Source organism: Sphingomonas sp. P4_G3, from assembly GCF_056401105.1.
On sequence record NZ_JBFUJZ010000004.1, the window covers coordinates 445,215 to 461,884 of the forward strand.

15 protein-coding genes are annotated in these 16,670 nt (G+C 66.1%); 7 read left to right on the forward strand and 8 right to left on the reverse strand.

Annotated features, from left to right (window positions below):
- Positions 1-84 precede the first annotated feature (84 nt).
- On the forward strand, positions 85-549 hold the full coding sequence (locus AC1DQQ_RS13935; RefSeq protein WP_478041031.1) for a MarR family winged helix-turn-helix transcriptional regulator: 465 nt from the start codon (positions 85-87) through the stop codon (positions 547-549).
- A 32-nt stretch (positions 550-581) separates the two neighbouring features.
- Here the strand turns inward: AC1DQQ_RS13935 and AC1DQQ_RS13940 are convergent, their stop codons facing one another.
- The 8 genes from AC1DQQ_RS13940 to AC1DQQ_RS13975 all read right to left on the reverse strand — a co-directional run bounded on the left by AC1DQQ_RS13940 (position 582) and on the right by AC1DQQ_RS13975 (position 9,274).
- Positions 582-1,817, reverse strand: a complete 1,236-nt coding sequence (locus AC1DQQ_RS13940; RefSeq protein ID WP_478045499.1) for a molybdopterin molybdotransferase MoeA — start codon at positions 1,815-1,817, stop codon at positions 582-584.
- Complete coding sequence (mobA, locus tag AC1DQQ_RS13945; RefSeq protein ID WP_478041033.1) at positions 1,814-2,356, reverse strand: molybdenum cofactor guanylyltransferase; 543 nt, start codon at positions 2,354-2,356, stop codon at positions 1,814-1,816. The genes AC1DQQ_RS13940 and mobA overlap by 4 nt, the downstream gene beginning before the upstream one ends.
- Positions 2,353-3,153 (reverse strand): formate dehydrogenase accessory sulfurtransferase FdhD, encoded by an 801-nt coding sequence (gene fdhD / locus AC1DQQ_RS13950; protein WP_478045500.1) that lies wholly within the window; start codon positions 3,151-3,153, stop codon positions 2,353-2,355. The genes mobA and fdhD overlap by 4 nt, the downstream gene beginning before the upstream one ends.
- Positions 3,154-3,161: 8 nt before the next feature.
- Positions 3,162-3,392, reverse strand: a complete 231-nt coding sequence (locus AC1DQQ_RS13955; protein ID WP_478045501.1) for a formate dehydrogenase subunit delta — start codon at positions 3,390-3,392, stop codon at positions 3,162-3,164.
- Positions 3,393-3,402: 10 nt separating this feature from the next.
- The gene (gene fdhF, locus AC1DQQ_RS13960) at positions 3,403-6,249 is read right to left on the reverse strand and encodes a formate dehydrogenase subunit alpha (protein ID WP_478045502.1); all 2,847 of its coding nucleotides are present in this window, start codon (positions 6,247-6,249) and stop codon (positions 3,403-3,405) included.
- Positions 6,250-6,254: 5 nt separating this feature from the next.
- Positions 6,255-7,811 carry an NADH-ubiquinone oxidoreductase-F iron-sulfur binding region domain-containing protein gene (locus tag AC1DQQ_RS13965; RefSeq protein ID WP_478045503.1) on the reverse strand — a complete coding sequence of 519 codons (1,557 nt, stop codon included), beginning with the start codon at positions 7,809-7,811 and terminating at the stop codon, positions 6,255-6,257.
- The gene (locus AC1DQQ_RS13970) at positions 7,808-8,290 is read right to left on the reverse strand and encodes a formate dehydrogenase subunit gamma (RefSeq protein WP_478045542.1); all 483 of its coding nucleotides are present in this window, start codon (positions 8,288-8,290) and stop codon (positions 7,808-7,810) included. The genes AC1DQQ_RS13965 and AC1DQQ_RS13970 overlap by 4 nt, the downstream gene beginning before the upstream one ends.
- Positions 8,291-8,386: 96 nt before the next feature.
- Positions 8,387-9,274: a LysR family transcriptional regulator gene (locus AC1DQQ_RS13975; protein WP_478041038.1), complete on the reverse strand. Its 888-nt coding sequence runs from the start codon at positions 9,272-9,274 to the stop codon at positions 8,387-8,389.
- A 128-nt stretch (positions 9,275-9,402) separates the two neighbouring features.
- On the opposite strand from AC1DQQ_RS13975, the gene AC1DQQ_RS13980 reads away from it, so the two are divergent.
- The 6 genes from AC1DQQ_RS13980 to AC1DQQ_RS14005 all read left to right on the forward strand — a co-directional run bounded on the left by AC1DQQ_RS13980 (position 9,403) and on the right by AC1DQQ_RS14005 (position 16,657).
- Positions 9,403-10,788: an RNB domain-containing ribonuclease gene (locus AC1DQQ_RS13980; RefSeq protein ID WP_478045504.1), complete on the forward strand. Its 1,386-nt coding sequence runs from the start codon at positions 9,403-9,405 to the stop codon at positions 10,786-10,788.
- Between the two features lie 306 nt (positions 10,789-11,094).
- Complete coding sequence (gene cysD, locus AC1DQQ_RS13985; protein WP_478045505.1) at positions 11,095-12,039, forward strand: sulfate adenylyltransferase subunit CysD; 945 nt, start codon at positions 11,095-11,097, stop codon at positions 12,037-12,039.
- Between the two features lie 115 nt (positions 12,040-12,154).
- Positions 12,155-14,074 (forward strand): sulfate adenylyltransferase subunit CysN, encoded by a 1,920-nt coding sequence (gene cysN, locus AC1DQQ_RS13990; RefSeq protein ID WP_478041041.1) that lies wholly within the window; start codon positions 12,155-12,157, stop codon positions 14,072-14,074.
- Complete coding sequence (locus AC1DQQ_RS13995) at positions 14,071-14,823, forward strand: 3'(2'),5'-bisphosphate nucleotidase CysQ (RefSeq protein ID WP_478030372.1); 753 nt, start codon at positions 14,071-14,073, stop codon at positions 14,821-14,823. Before cysN ends, AC1DQQ_RS13995 begins: the two co-directional genes overlap by 4 nt.
- A 79-nt stretch (positions 14,824-14,902) precedes the next feature.
- On the forward strand, positions 14,903-16,105 hold the full coding sequence (locus AC1DQQ_RS14000) for a TetR/AcrR family transcriptional regulator (RefSeq protein WP_478045506.1): 1,203 nt from the start codon (positions 14,903-14,905) through the stop codon (positions 16,103-16,105).
- Positions 16,106-16,132: 27 nt separating this feature from the next.
- Entirely contained in the window at positions 16,133-16,657 is a 525-nt protein-coding gene (locus AC1DQQ_RS14005; RefSeq protein WP_478030376.1) for a gamma carbonic anhydrase family protein, read from the forward strand.
- The last annotated feature ends 13 nt before the right edge of the window (positions 16,658-16,670 follow it).

A 16,670-nucleotide genomic window follows, 5' to 3' on the forward strand; every position in this document is an offset into this window, starting at 1 on the left:
TCTGCGCGGCATTGTATGCAACGCAAACATTATTTTCAATCCGTGATGGTTGACCTGAACACCCCCGGGGGGCAGGCTGGCGCAATGCTGAGATCGTTTCCCGCCAAAAGCGCCCCCGCGTCCGACGATGGGGAGATCGGCGGTCTCGATCAGATCGTCGGGTTTCACATCCGCCTTGCCTATGGCGCGGTGTACCGCCATTTCAGCGAGACGTTCAACGACCTGGACCTGACCCAGAAACAGGTCTCAGTGCTATGGCTGATCGACGATCATCCGGGCATCGCCCAGGCGGATATCGGCCGGCGGCTACAGATGGACCGCGCGACGGTGATGGCGATCATCAACCGCCTGCAGAAACGCGGCTTCGTGGTGCGTGGCCCCTCTCCCGACGATCGCCGCCGCCAGACGCTGAAGCTGACCGATGCCGGCCATGACGGCCTGATCGCGGCGCGCGCGTGCATCCTGGAGCACGAGCAATGGCTCAAGAACCGGTTCACGCCGGGCGAGACGGCGATGCTGATCGAGTTGTTGCGACGGATACACGAGTAAGGGCACCGGGCCCGGAGTTTCGGGCTGGCAGCTTACTGGCCGCAGCCGGCTCCCTGATCGTCTGCGAAACTCGGCGTCATCGCGAAACAGGTCCAGACAGGATCGCCGTTCGGACCCGACGAGCGCACGACCCAGCTGTTGCAATCCAACAAGGGCCGCATGGTGTGCGAGCGCTGGTCGGCCGCGAGAGTGACGGCCGGCGTCGGGCCGGGGTGCCATCGCGCCTTGAGGATCCGGGTACCGACAGTGTCCGCCCCGCCGGGAACCTCCATCGCGACGGCACCTCCGCGCTCGTGCCCCAGACCCAGCATGGCGCGAATCGCGGCGATCACGAAGAAGCGAGCACCTACCGCCGCGGCGACCGGATTTCCCGGCAATCCGAAATACAGGCAGCCATTGGGCAAGGTGGCGAAGAGCACCGGCTTACCAGGACGCATCGCCACGCCGCGAAAGTGGATCGTCGCGCCCAGCGCCTGGAGCGCGGCCGGTACCTGGTCATGATCGCCAACCGATATCCCGCCCGTTGAGATGATCAGATCGGGTGCTGTGGCCATGGCCTGCTCGATGCTCGTCGCCATTGCCTCGGGATCGTCGCGTGCCGGCGTGACGAGCTGCGGCGCAAGGCCGGCTTGTTGCATCATCGCGGCGATCATCGGTCCGTTCGAATCGTGGACGAAATGGTCGCTGGTCCCGCTCGCCCGCCGCAATTCATCGCCGGTCGTCAGCACGACCACGCGCGGCAGCCGGATCGCGTCGACCTCGGGCACGCCATAACAGCATAATGCGCCGATCACTTCAGGCGTAACCAACTGGCCGCGAGTGGCGACGACATCGCCTTGCCGCGCGTCTTCGCCCCGGCGCCGGATATTCCGCCCGAGGCCGACGGGCTCTGTCAGCAGGACGGCCGTTCTCGCGCGCGAGACACGTTCCTTGGCGACCACAGCGTCGAATGGCGGGACGATCGGCGCCCCAGTGCTAATCGCGCAGGCGCCCGACGCCGAGACCAAAGTCGCCGCCGCACCGGCCCGGCTTTCCCCGACCAGATCCAGGCGAACCGGCCGCTCAGGCGATGCATTGGCGACATCGGCGGCCACGACCGCGAACCCGTCCATCGCCGAGCAATCGAACCGCGGATAATCGGCTTGCGCCACGACATCCGCGCCGATGATCCGACCGAGCGCCGCGCCAATCGCCACGGGTTCGACCGGCAGGCGCGGGGCGACGTCCTCGATACACGCGAGCGCTGCCGAAAAATCGATGCGATTCATGGCTCCGACATAGCACGCAGCGCCGCCAGGTCGTCGGGCCGATTGACGTTAGGGATAGGCGGCCAGCCATCGAGCGCCGCGGCGCCGATCTCCTCCGCCCAGGCTCTGACCGCCCGGTTCCCGCCGTGCTCGAGATAGTCGCTGAGCCTGTCGGCCAACGCGCAAGGCCATAATCCTATCACGGGCGTGTTGGCGACGAAGCTCGCCACGCCGCGCCCGGCGAGATCGCCGAGCAGCCCGGCGGGAAGCGACGGCGTGTCGCAGGGAAGCGTGAGGATGGCATCGAATTGGCGATCCCGCGCATGACGCAATGCGCCGCACAACCCGCCGAGCGGGCCGAGCCCAGGCGCCGGCCAGTCGGCTATCGAGACATAGGTCGGACTGTCGCGCCCGACCACGGCGATGTCCTCGGTAACCGGCCGCAACGCCCGGGCTGCATGGTCGAGCAAGGCGATCCCGGCGAGCGTCGCGAGCGCCTTGTCGCCGCCGAACCGGCGCGCCTGCCCGCCCGCAAGGACAACGCCGAGCAGTCGGGTCACGGTGCCTGCTCGAGCAGCGCGTCGCTGCGCGCGAGAACGACGAGCCTGAGCCCGGCATTGGCCGCGCGCGCCATGGCGAGATCGGTCGGCGCCGAAATCGTCACCAGCATCGGACATTGCGCGAGCACCGCTTTTTCGACCAGCTCATAGGAGCAGCGCGACGACAACAAGGCGAATCCGCCATCCCAGGTTCGGTCGGATCGCGCCATCGCGCCGATCAGCTTGTCGAAGGCATTGTGGCGGCCGACATCCTCGCGGACCTCGACGACGGCGCCGCTTGCGTCGCACAAGGCGGCGGCATGGACCGCGCCAGTCTGCTCGTTGAGTGGTTGGCGCGCGCGCAACCCGGCGAGTGCCGCGAATATCTGGTCGGGTGCGGCGCGCGAAACCGTTTCGACCCTGGGCAGCGGCCGGATCGCCTGGTCGAGATTTTCGATGCCGCAAAGTCCGCAGGACGATTCCGACACGCGATGCCGCGCCCGTTCGACCAGTGCCTCGGCGCGCGACGGCGCGAGCGACGCGCGGACCACGTCGCCGCTGGGCGTGGCATGCACGTCGATCGCCTCGATCTGACCGGCATGGTCGATCAACCGCTCGCTCAGGGCGAACCCGACGACAAAATCCTCGATGTCGAGCGGCGTCGCCATCATTACGGCATAGCCGATGCCGTTGAACTCGAGCGCCAGCGGCCGCTCGACCGCCACGGCCCGCTCGATCTCGTCGACGCCCCGGCCGTCGGCGGCGTGGCGTTGAAAGCGTCTCGCGGAGACGCCGGCGGTCCGGGAACGATCGGGCAATGTCCCGGTCAATCGACCCGTTCCGCAGTCTCACGGAGCAGCGCAACCGCGTCCCGTGCGGTATCGCTCAGATACTCGCCGCCACCGTCAAGATACGCGACAATCGCCTGGCGCATCCGGGGATCCCAGAATTGGCGGAGATGATCTCGCGTCGCCGCCACCGGGCGGCCGGGGCATTGGCTGCCGAGTTCGCGCGCGATCTGGTTGGCCATGTAGACGAGGTGGTCGATGGTCGACATCGCCCGCGCCTCACTCGGCCGGTTCGGGAAGGACGCGGCGCGAGCGCTCGGTTTGCGCTTGATAGGCCTGCTGCCAATCGCTCGGCCCATTCGATATCGCGACCTGAACCGCGGTGACCTTATATTCCGGGCAATTGGTCGCCCAGTCCGAATAGTCGGTCGTGATGACGTTGGCCTGGGTCGCGGGATGGTGGAAGGTCGTATAGACCACACCCGGCGCGACGCGTTCGGTGATCAAGGCGCGCAACGTCGTCTCTCCCGCCCTGCTGCGCAGACTGACCCAGTCGCCGTCGCGGATGCCACGATTCTCGGCGTCGTGCGGATGGATTTCGAGCCGGTCCTCGGGATGCCAGGCAATATTCTCGGTCCGGCGCGTCTGGGCGCCGACATTATACTGGCTGAGGATGCGGCCGGTCGTCAGCAGCAGCGGGAAACGCGGCCCGGTCTTCTCGTCGGTCGGGATATAATCGGTGACGACGAAATGCCCCTTGCCGCGCACGAATTGGTCGATGTGCATGGTCGGGGTACCTTCGGGCGCGGCCTCGGTCGCGGGCCATTGCATCGATCCCAGCCGGTCAAGCGCGTCATAGCTCACCGTGGCGAAGGTCGGCGTCAACGCGGCGACCTCATCCATAATCTCGGACGGATGACTATAGCTCCAATCGAGCCCGATCGCATTCGCCACGAGCTGGACGATTTCCCAATCGCCATAGCCGTTGAGCGGTTCCATCACCTTGCGCACGCGCTGGATTCGGCGTTCGGCATTGGTGAAGGTGCCGTCCTTTTCGAGAAAGGTCGATCCGGGCAGGAAGACGTGCGCGTAATTGGCGGTTTCGTTGAGGAACAGGTCCTGCACCACGACGCATTCCATCGCGGCGAGCCCTGCCGCGACATGATGCGTGTTCGGGTCCGATTGCAGGATGTCCTCGCCCTGGATGAACAGCGCCTTGAACGTTCCGTCGGTCGCGGCATCGAGCATGTTGGGGATGCGCAGGCCCGGCTCGGCGTCGAGCGTGACACCCCAGGCTTGTTCGAACATCGCCCGTGTCGCGGGGTCGGAAACGTGGCGATAGCCCGAATATTCGTGCGGAAAACTGCCCATGTCGCACGCGCCCTGGACATTGTTCTGGCCACGCAGCGGGTTCACGCCGACGCCCTCGCGGCCGATATTGCCGGTCGCCATCGCCAGATTGGCGATCGCCATGACGGTCGACGACCCCTGGCTATGCTCGGTGACTCCCAGACCATAATAGATCGCGCCATTACCGCCGGTCGCGAACAAACGTGCGGCGGCGCGCAGGTCGGCCGCGGGTACGCCGGTCAGCGCCTCGGTCGTCTCGGGCGAGCGCTGGGGCTGCGCGACGAACGCTGCCCAATCTTCGAACTCGCTCCAATCGCACCGCTCGCGGACAAACGCCTCATCGGCGAGCCCCTCGGTCACGACCACATGCGCGATTGCGGTGAGCACCGCGACGTTGGTGCCGGGACGCAACGGCAAGTGATGCGTCGCGGCGACATGCGGCGTGCGGACGATGTCGGTACGCCGCGGGTCGATCACGATCAACTTCGCGCCTTCGCGCAACCGCTGCTTCATCCGGCTGGCGAACACCGGATGGCCGTCGGTCGGATTGGCGCCGATCACCATGATAACGTCGGCATGCGCGACGCTGTCGAAATCCTGCGTTCCGGCCGACGTGCCGAACGTCGTCTTGAGGCCATAGCCGGTCGGAGAGTGGCAGACCCGCGCGCAGGTATCGACATTGTTGTTGCCGAACCCCTGGCGGATCAGCTTCTGGACCAGGAACGTCTCTTCATTGGTGCAGCGGCTGGAGGTGATGCCGCCGACGCTGTCCTTGCCGTATTTGGCCTGGATGCGGCGGAATTCGCCGGCGGTATGGGTGATCGCTTCATCCCAGGATACTTCGCGCCACGGATCCTCGACCGACGCGCGGATCATCGGCTTCAAAATCCGGTCGCGGTGATTGGCATAGCCCCAGGCGAACCGCCCCTTGACGCAGCTATGCCCGCGATTGGCCTTGCCGTCCTTCCATGGCACCATGCGGACCAGCTGCTCGCCGCGCATTTCCGCCCGGAACGTGCAGCCGACCCCGCAATAGGCGCAGGTCGTGATGACCGCCTTGTCGGGCGTTCCCTGGGCAATCACCGATTTCTCGATCAGCGCGGAGGTCGGACAAGCCTGCACGCAGGCGCCGCACGACACGCAGTCCGACTCCAGAAAGCTGTCGTTCTGGCTGGCAACGACCTTAGAGGCGAAGCCGCTGCCCTCGATCGTCAGCGCGAACGTCCCCTGAATCTCGTCGCAAGCGCGCACGCAGCGCGAGCAGACGATGCATTTGGCGGGATCGAAGGTGAAATACGGATTGCTCTCATCCTTCTCGGCAACGAGGTGGTTGCGCCCCTCATAGCCGTAACGGACGTCGCGTAAGCCGACCGCGCCGGCCTGGTCCTGCAATTCGCAATCGCCGTTGGCCGAGCAGGTCAGGCAATCGAGCGGATGGTCGGAGATGTAGAGCTCCATCACTCCGCGGCGCAGCTTGGCCAACCGATCGGTCTGCGTCCGCACGACCATACCGTCGGCGACCGGCGTGGTGCAGGATGCGGGGTAGCCGTTGCGGCCATCGATCTCGACCAGGCAGAGCCTGCACGATCCGAACGCCTCGAGCGTGTCGGTCGCGCACAATTTGGGGATATCGGTGCCGACCAAAGCCGCCGCGCGCATGATCGACGTTCCCTCGGGCACCGCCACGTCCTGTCCGTCGATCCTGAGCATCACCATCGCCGACGTCGCCGCCGAAACCGCCTTGGTGCCGAGATCCTGCTCGCCGATCCATGCCATGGTCGTTACTCCGCCGCCGCTGAGGTCATCGGCGCGCTGGCACCGAAATCCTGCGGGAAATGGTCGAGCGCGCTCAGCACCGGATAAGGCGTAAACCCGCCAAGCGCGCAGAGGGATCCGAACTTCATCGTATCGCACAAATCGCGCAGCAGCTCGATCTCCTGCTCGGGAGGCCGCGCACCACCGACAACATTGCGCATCTGGGGAAGCCGCTCGACCGCGTCGGCCGCGCGGCGTTCGCCGGCGATGAGGCGATCGATCAGCTCTACTCCGCGCGTCGATCCGATCCGGCACGGCGTGCATTTGCCGCAGCTCTCATGCGCGCAGAATTCCATGGCGAAGCGCGCCATATGCGCCATGTCGACGGTGTCGTCGAACACCGTGATGCCGGCATGGCCGATCAGCCCGCCGGCCGCGGCGAACGCTTCATAGTCGAACGGCAGATCGAACATCGACGGCGGGAAATAGGCGCCGAGCGGGCCGCCGACCTGGACCGCCTTGACCGGGCGGCCGCTGTCTGTGCCGCCACCGATATCCATGACCAGTTCGCCGAGCGTAATGCCGAAACCCACTTCGAACAGCCCGCCATTCCTGACATTGCCGGCAAGCTGCACCGGCATGGTGCCGCGCGACCGGCCAAACCCGATCGCGGCATAGGCCTCGCCACCTTCGCTCAGGATGAACGGCACCGCCGCCAGGCTCAGCACATTATTGATCACCGTCGGGCGGCCGAACAGCCCGGCGATGGCCGGCAAGGGTGGCTTGGCCCGCACCTCACCTCTTTTGCCCTCGATCGAGTCGAGCAAGGCGGTCTCCTCGCCACAGACATAGGCGCCGGCCCCGACCCTGACTTCCAGCGCGAACGGCGCGACAATCGGTGCCGCGCGCGCGATCGCCTCGCGCATCGTGCGGATAGCGAACGGATATTCGGACCGGATATAGATGTAGCCGCGCTCGGCTCCGACCGCATGGCCGGCGATCGCCATCCCTTCGATCAGGCAGAACGGATCGCCCTCCATCAGCATGCGGTCGGCGAAAGTGCCGCTGTCACCCTCGTCGGCATTGCACACGACATATTTGAGCGGGCCCGGCGCGTCGTGGACGGTCTGCCATTTGGTCCCGGTGGGAAAACCGGCACCGCCGCGCCCGCGCAGCCCGCTCGCCTTGACCGCGTCGACAGCGGCTTGCGGAGGCAAAGCGCGCGCGGCCGCCAGTCCGCGCCAGCCGCCATGCGCTTCATAGGCGTCCAGGCTCAACGGATCGATCACGCCGCAGCGGGCGAAGGTGAACCTTTGCTGCCGCGCGAAGAATGGCATAGCGGATACGTCGCCAAGCCGCGCGGGATGGCTGCCGTCGAGCACCAGGGTGGCATCGGCGGCCGCGACCGGGCCGAACCCGACCCTGCCTTCCGGCGTATCCACCTCGACCAGCGGCTCCAGCCGAAATAGCCCGCGGCTACCCGTCCGCACGACCTGAGCGCCGGCGGCAGAAAGAGCCTCAGCCACAGCATCGGCGCCGAGCGCGACCGCCGCCATGTCCTTGCTGACATAGACGCGCGTCATCGCGTCAATTCCCCGAGCAGGCGATCGAGCGTCGCGGGATCGATCCGCGACACCGGGACGCCGTCGATCATCGCATTGGGGCCGGTCGCACAAAGCCCCAGGCAATAGACGGCATCGAGCGTCACCTGCCCATCTGCGCTGGTCTCGCCCATCCGCAGGCCCAACCGGTCGGTCGCAATACGCTCGATCGCCGCGGCACCGCGCGCCTGGCAACTCTCGGCGCGGCACAGCCGTACCCGGTGCCGGCCAGCGGGCTGGCGGCGGAAATCGTGGTAGAAGGTCACCACGCCGTGTACATCGGCGCGACTGATGTTAAGCGCCGATGCGATCGCCGGCACCATCAGGTCGTCGATATAGCCGAATTCCTCCTGCAGCGCGTGCAGCATCGGCAGCAGCGCGCTCTGTTCGCTGCCGAAATCCTCGACCAGGCGCGCAACGGCTGCGGCGTAATCGTTCGCATGGGTCGCATCGCTGGCGATCGACCTGTCATTCCGTGCTGCACTCACCCAGAGATTAGGAGCCCGAGCCGGCGCCAAGTCAAATCGACAATCCTTGATTTCGATAGAAAGTCTCTATCACAGCAGCGCCGCTAGCGATCGGGCAGTAGCAAGCGCGGCGCTCGCCAGCGGACCAATCGGCGCGCGATCGAGCACGATCAGGCCGATGCGGCTCGGCGGAAGCGGATCATCGAACGGAACGATCCTGGCCCAGCCGCCACTAGGGATGATTTCGGCATAAGTATCAGGAACGATCGTCGCGAACGGCCCCGCCTCGACCATTGCCAGCAAGGCGACATAGCTGTCGGCAGTCGCCGCCGGCCGCACGGCCAGTCCTTTACGCGAAAGATGATCGTCGAGGATGCGCCGGTTCTGCATGCCTTCGTGAAGCAGGCAGAGCGGGAAGGAAAGCGCCGCGCTCCAGCCGATCCCCGCGCAATCGGCGAGCGCATCGCGGTGACACAGGAACATCGCCCTTTCCGCATAGAGCGGCGCCGCCAGCACCGAGGTCGGCGGCTCGTGATCGAGATAGGTGATCCCCGCATCGAGCTCGAATGCGGCGAGCCCGCGCTCGATTTCGCGCGAGGTCAGCGATCGCACGCTCAGCACCAGATCCGCATGTGCTGCCGCGAGCGCGCGCGCGAATTGCCCGACCACCGGCATCGCCGCGGGGATGACGCCGAGGCGCAATGTGCCGGTCAGCGGCCCGTGTGCCAGTTCAGCGGCATGCTCCAGTCCTTCGATCATCGCGATGGCCTGTTGCGCCCAGGGCAGCGCCGCGCGTCCTTCGTCGGTCAACCCGGTAAAGCGCCGATCGCGCTGGATCAGCCGTCGCCCGAGCTGTTCCTCCAAGGCGGCGATGCCGGCCGACAAGGTCGGCTGCGACACGTTGCACGCCGCCGCTGCCCGGGCGAAATGCCGTTCGCGTGCGACCGCCACGAAATATTCGAGTAACCTGAGATTCACGCCGTATCGATTTACCTCGCGACGGCGGGTGTCAACCGGCGCCGGGATCTCGCAGCCCCTGCCTCACTCGCGCTCCGCTGCTGCGCCAGGGCTTTCCCCGCCTTGATCGCCCGCTATACCGACCGGCGATGAAGACGCTCGTCGATCCGTCCAATGCGCTCGCGCAGGGACTCGCTACGGTCCGCAGCCAGTTCAAGGTTCCCGCCGCTTTCCCCCCGACTGTGCTCGCCGCCGCCGAAGCGGCCGCGAAACGCATGCCGACCGAGCATGTCGATCGCACGACCGTGCCCTTCGTCACGCTCGACCCGGCGACCTCGACCGATCTCGATCAGGCGTTCGCGATCGAAGCGGCCGGCAGCGATCTGTTGCTCCGCTATGCGATCGCCGACGTCGCCTGGTTCGTTGGCGATGGCGACGCGATCGATCTTGAAGCATGGGCACGCGGCACGACGCTCTATCTGCCCGACGGCAAAGCGGGCCTTTATCCGCCGGTGCTGGCCGAAGGCGCCGCCAGCCTGCTCCCCGACGGGCCCCGCCCCGCGATCATCTTCACGGTGCGCGTCGCGTCCGATGGGTCGGTCAAGCTCGATGGCGCCGAACGCGCGCTGATCCGCAGCCGGGCCAAGCTCGCTTATGACAGCGTCCGCGACAGCGACTTGCCGCCCGATTTCGCCGAACTCGCGCGCCGTATCACCGCCGCCGAGGATGCGCGCGGCGCCTCGCGCGTCGATCCGCCGGAACAGGAAGTGTCCGAGCAAGCCGACGGCACGTTCGAACTCCATTTCCGCCCGCGGCTGGAAGCCGAGGACCGCAACGCCGCCATGTCGCTGGCGACCAATCTGGCGATCGCCAATGCGCTCCAGGCGCACCATACCGGCCTGTTTCGCGTCATGCCCGCGCCGGACGAGCGCGCGATCCTCCGCCTGCGCAACACCGCCCGTGCGCTCAAGCTCGACTGGCCCGCCACCGTCGCGCTCGAGGATTACGAAAAGGGCCTCGACCCCAACGACCCGCGCCAGGCCGCGTTCATGCTGGCGATCCGGCGCGCGGGCGGCGGCGCCTCGTACCAGCCCTATCGCGATGGGGTCGTACCGTGGCACGCGCCGATGGCGGCGACCTATGCTCAGGCGACCGCGCCGCTGCGCCGGCTAGCCGATCGCTATGTCGTGCGCGCGACGCTGGCGATCGCCAACGGCCAGCCCGTGCCGGGCGTCGTCGTCCAGGCCTTCGAGAAGCTGCCCAGCGTGATGGCCCATGCCGACGCCACCGGCGGTCAGATCGATCGCGCCGTGATCGATCTGGGCGAAGCAGTAATGCTGAAGGACCATGTCGGCGAGATTTTCGGCGCGGTCGTAACCGACCTCGACGATCGCGGCGCGCGCATCCAGTTGAGCGACCTACCGGTCGTCGCACGAGTCGACGCGCACGGCGTCGAACCCGGCGACACGATCCGCGTGAAGCTAACCGTCGCTGACCCGGATCACCGGTCGATCACCTTCGCCAGGGTCAACTGATCAAGGAGTTTCGCTACGCGAAGCTCAATCGACCTGCGCGCCAACCAAACTTTTCTCTTCTTTGCGCCTTCGTGTCTTTGTGCGAGCCAATTATCCCGTCGGGCTCGCACCGTCGGCCTGATTTCAACTCGCACGAAGACACGAAGCCACAAAGGAGGTCCGCATTGGATACGCCCGGACTCAACCGACCCTTTCCGGCGCTAAAGAAAGCGCAGTTATGCCTGCGGCGCACTATCCCTATGTAGCGCTCTCGAAATTGGTGCATTTCCGGCGCAGCTGGCTAGGCTGCGCCCCGAAAGGTAAAGCATGGCGACCCGGCCGTTGGCCCAGACTTCCGAGACGATCGAACCCGCGGCGCTCACACACCTGCAGCGGTTGGAAGCGGAGAGCATCCATATCCTGCGCGAAGTGGTGGCCGAAGCCGAGCGTCCGGTGATGCTCTATTCGGTTGGCAAGGACAGCGCGGTCATGCTGCATCTGGCGCGCAAGGCCTTTTACCCCGCGCCGCCGCCCTTCCCGCTGCTCCATGTCGATACGACCTGGAAGTTCCGCGACATGTACGCGCTGCGCGATCGTGCCGCGCGCGAGGCCGGGATGGAATTGCTCGTCCATCACAATCCCGATGCGATGGCACGCGGGATCAACCCGTTCGACCATGGCGCGCTCCACACCGATCTTTGGAAGACCGAGGGGCTGAAGCAGGCGCTCGACAAATATGGTTTCGACGCGGCATTCGGCGGCGCGCGGCGCGACGAGGAGAAGAGCCGCGCCAAGGAGCGCGTCTTCTCGTTTCGCTCCGCCTCGCATCGCTGGGATCCCAAGAATCAGCGTCCCGAGCTCTGGCACCTCTATAATGCGCACAAGGCCAAGGGCGAAAGCATCCGCGTCTTCCCGCTGTCGAACTGGACCGAGCTCGACATCTGGCAGTACATCCATCTCGAGGGGATCGAGATCGTTCCGCTCTATTTCTCGGCGCCGCGTCCGACGGTCGAGCGCGATGGGCTGATCCTGATGGTCGATGACGACCGCTTTCGCCTCAATCCCGGCGAAGTGCCGGTCGAACGCTCGATCCGCTTCCGCACGCTCGGCTGCTACCCGCTGACCGGCGCGGTCGAGAGCGATGCGGCGACCTTGCCGCAGATCATCCAGGAGATGCTGCTGACCACCACGTCGGAACGCCAGGGCCGCGCGATCGACAAGGATTCCGGCGGCGCGGGGATGGAGAAGAAGAAGCAGGAGGGGTATTTCTGATGCGGCGGGAGCTATCCAAGATCGTCGCCCCGGCGAAGGCCGGGGCCGCTGGCGATCGCGCCCTCCCGCCTGCCGCCGGCGATCCCGGCCTCCGCCGGGATGACGGTGATCCGTCATGACCACCCCAACCTACCGCCCTGACGCGCTCATCGCCGAGGACATCGACTCCTATCTCGCACAGCATCAGCGCAAGACGCTGCTGCGCTTCATTACCTGTGGCTCGGTCGATGACGGCAAGTCCACGCTGATCGGACGGCTGCTCTACGACAGCCGGATGATCTTCGACGATCAGCTCGCCCAGCTCGAGGCCGATAGCAAGCGGGTCGGCACGCAGGGGCAGGAGATCGATTTCGCCCTCCTCGTCGACGGGCTTGCCGCCGAGCGCGAACAGGGCATCACGATCGACGTCGCCTATCGCTTCTTCGCGACCGAAAAACGCAAGTTCATCGTCGCCGATACGCCGGGCCACGAGCAATATACCCGCAACATGGTCACCGGCGCGTCGACCGCCGACCTCGCGGTGATCCTGATCGACGCGCGCAAGGGCGTCCTCACCCAGACGCGGCGTCATTCGTACCTCGCCCATTTGATCGGCATCCGCCACATCGTGCTGGCGGTGAACAAGATGGATTTGGTGGGCTACGATCAGGCAACGTACGATGCGATCGTCGCCGACTATGCCGACTTCGCGACCAGCATCGGTATCGAGCACTTCACCCCAATCCCGATTTCGGGGTTCAAGGGCGATAACGTCACCGCTTTGTCGGGCAACACGCCCTGGTATGTCGGCCCGACGCTGATCGAGTATCTCGAGACGGTCGAACTCGACAGCGAGACCGACCGCGCCAAACCGTTCCGCATGGCGGTGCAATGGGTCAACCGTCCCAATCTCGATTTCCGCGGCTTTGCCGGATTGATCTCCGAAGGGACGATCGCGCCGGGCGACGCTGTGCGCATCCTGCCCTCGGGGAAGACCACCCGGGTCGAGCGCATCGTGACCTTGGATGGTGATCTCGACGTCGCGGTCGCTGGCCAGTCGGTCACCCTGACGCTGGCTGACGAGATCGATTGCTCGCGCGGTGACGTGATCGCCGCAGCCGATTCCCCGCCCCAAGCGGCCGACCAGTTCGAAGCGACGATCGTGTGGATGGCCGACGAGGAACTGCTCCCCGGGCGCGGTTATTGGCTCAAGCTCGGCACGCAGACCGTCAGCGCGCAGATCCACCAGCCGAAATATCAGGTCAACGTCAACACGCTCGAGCAGATCGCGACCAAGACGCTCGATCTCAACGCGATCGGCGTCGCCAATCTGGTCACCGACAAGCCGTTGGTGTTCGAGCCCTATGCCGACAGCCGCGATCTCGGCGGGTTCATCCTGATCGACAAGCTGACCAACGCCACCATTGCCGCGGGTATGCTGCACTTCGCGTTGCGTCGCGCGCGCGACGTCCATTGGCAGTCGATCGACATCGGCCGCGCCGCGCACGCGCAGCAGAAGGGTCAAGAGCCCAAGGTGCTGTGGTTCACCGGCCTGTCGGGTTCGGGCAAGTCGACCATTGCCAATCTGGTCGAGAAGAAGCTCTACGCGCTCGGACGCCACTCCTATCTGCTCGACGGCGACAATGTCCGCCACGGGCTCAACAAGGATCTGGGCTTCACCGATGCCGACCGCATCGAGAATATCCGCCGGGTCGGCGAGGTGGCCAAATTGATGACCGATGCCGGGCTGATCGTCCTGACCGCCTTCATCTCGCCGTTCCGCGCCGAGCGCGATATCGTACGCGCGATGCTGCCCGAAGGCGATTTCGTCGAGATATTCGTCGACACACCGATCGAGGTCGCCGAAGCGCGCGACGTCAAGGGGCTCTACAAGAAGGCGCGCTCGGGCGAGATCCGCAACTTCACCGGCATTTCGAGTCCCTATGAACGCCCCGAGCGGCCCGATATCCGGGTCGACACGACGCGCGAAACGCCCGAAGCGGCGGCCGAGCGCATCGTCGAGCATATCATGGGCGTGTGGAGCCCCGACCTGTGAGCTGGACCCAGGCCGACGCCGATTTCGCGGCGGAGATTGCCGCGGCGGCAGGCAAATTGCTGCAGGAAGTCCGCGCCTCACGCACCTGGGATGCCAAGGAACTGGGCAAGGTTGGCGACGCCGCCGCCAATGAATTACTGTGCCACGCCATCGGCACCGAGCGGCCCGACGACGGCCTGTTGTCGGAAGAGCGCAAATGCGACGGCAGCCGCCTGGCGAAGTCGCGGACCTGGATCATCGATCCGGTCGACGGCACGCGCGAATATGGCGAGGAACGCGACGATTGGGCGGTCCATGTCGCCCTCTGCATCGATGGACGGCCCGAGCTGGGCGCGGTCGCGCTGCCCGACGCCGGTCTGGTGCTGCGCTCGGACGCTCCCCCTGCCCTGCAGCCGCTCAACGACCCGCCGCGCATGGTAGTCAGCCGCACGCGCCCGGCGCCCGAGGCGATCGCAGTCGCCGAAGCGATCGGCGCCGAATTGGTGCCGATGGGATCGGCCGGCGCCAAGGCGATGGCGGTCGTCCGCGGCCTCGCCGATATCTACCTTCATTCCGGCGGGCAGCATGAATGGGACAATGCGGCGCCGGTCGCGGTTGCCCTCGCCGCCGGCCTGCACGCGACGCGGCTCGACGGATCACCCTTCGTCTATAATTGCGCCGAGACCTGGGTCCCCGATCTGCTGATCTGCCGCAAGGAGTTGCTCGCCCAGGTGACAGACGCGTTGCGTGCGACGGCCGTGGCCGGCTGATCGAAACTTCCGCATCTCAAGCAGAGACCGCTCTTCAGCGACGATTTGTCTCGCTTGGGCTAGCCAGTATAGTGGCGCCATGACCGTCGACCCCGCCCGCCAGACGCCACGCTTCGCGCGGCGCCGCGGCGAGATTCTCGACGTCGCCTCGAACCTCATCAATGTACACGGCACGCGTGGCATGACGCTGACCGCGGTCGCCAAGGCACTCGGGCTCGATACGTCGAGCGTGACCTATTATTTCAAACGCAAGGACGTGCTGGCGGCGGCCTGTCTGGAGCGCACCTTGCTTCGCCTGCGCGACAGCGCGGCGACGGCCGCGCACGGGCCCGATCCCCGCTCGCGCGCCCGCGCTTTCCTGCACGACCAGTTCGAACTGCATCTTCGCCAACGGCTGCCGGGCGCGACGAAACTGGCGCTGCTGTCCGATATGCGTGCGCTCGACCCCGACACGCGCGCGCCGCTCGATGCGCTCTACACCGAGATGGCGCGGCTGGTGCGTGGCTTTTTCGACGCCGGCGAAGCGCCCGAGGCGGAATCGCGCACGCTCATTGCCAGCTCGATCCTGATCCACAATGTGCATTGGCTGCCGGCCTGGCTGCCGCATTATCTCGAACGCGACCTCGATCGGGCCGAGGCGCGGTTGTTCGACATCCTCGATCGCGGTCTTGCTGCCGCCCGCGACTGGCCGGTCGACATCGCCCCGCTCGATCCGCCGGACGGCGGTGACGCGCAGACGCGCTTCCTCCATGCCGCCACCAATTTGATCAATCGCGAAGGCTATGTCGGCGCGAGCGTCGAAAAGATCGCCGCCGAGCTCGGCGTGTCGACCGGCAGCTTCTATCATCACCTGGAGAACAAGGACGATCTGGTCGTCGCCTGTTTCGACCGCAGCTATGCGTTGCTCGATGCGGCCCAGGCGCGCGCCGACGCGTCCGGCAGCGACGAAGGCGAGCGGCTGGCGATCATGGTGTCGAGCCTTGTCGCGCTGCAATTCGCCGCCGACAGTCCGTTGCTGCGCACCAGCGCCTACCAAGCGTTGCCGATCGACCTGCGCGAACAGATGTTGCAGCGGACCGACCGCGTCACGCGGCACATCGCCGGCACTATCGCCGACGGCGTCGCCGACGGATCGGTTCGCGCGGTCGATCCGGAGATTGCCGGCCATGCGATCATGGCCGCGATCGACGCCGCCGCATCGTTGCGGCGTTGGGCGGGACAGCACCCGCTGGGCGATGCCGTCGCGCAATTCTCCGCGGCCTTGCGCTCCGGCATCTTCTGATCTTAGTCGCCTCGCGAGGAGAACCAGGTGCCCATCTACGAACTCGACGGGAAAGTCCCGGTCATCGGCAGCGGCGTGTGGATCGCCCCCGACGCGCATGTCATCGGCGAGGTCGTGCTGGGCGACAATGTCGGCGTGTGGTTCGGCACAGTGATCCGCGGCGACACCTCCCTGATCACCGTCGGCAGCGGTACCAACGTCCAGGATGGGACGATGCTGCATTCCGATTATGGCGTGCCGCTGACGATCGGTGAGGATTGCACGATCGGCCATCACGCGATTCTGCACGGCTGCACCGTCGGCAATCGAGTCCTGGTCGGCATGGGAGCGACAGTCCTCAACCAGGCGGTGATCGGCGACGAATCTGTGATTGGCGCCAACGCCTTGATCACCGAGGGCAAGACGTTCGAGACAGGCAGCCTGATCGTCGGCTCGCCGGCGCGCGCGACCAAGACGCTCGACCCCGGCAAGCGCGCGTTCCTGAAGGCGTCGGCGGAGCATTACATCGCCAATGCACATCGTTTCGCGAAAGGGCTGAAGCGGATCGACTGATCCGCACCAGACT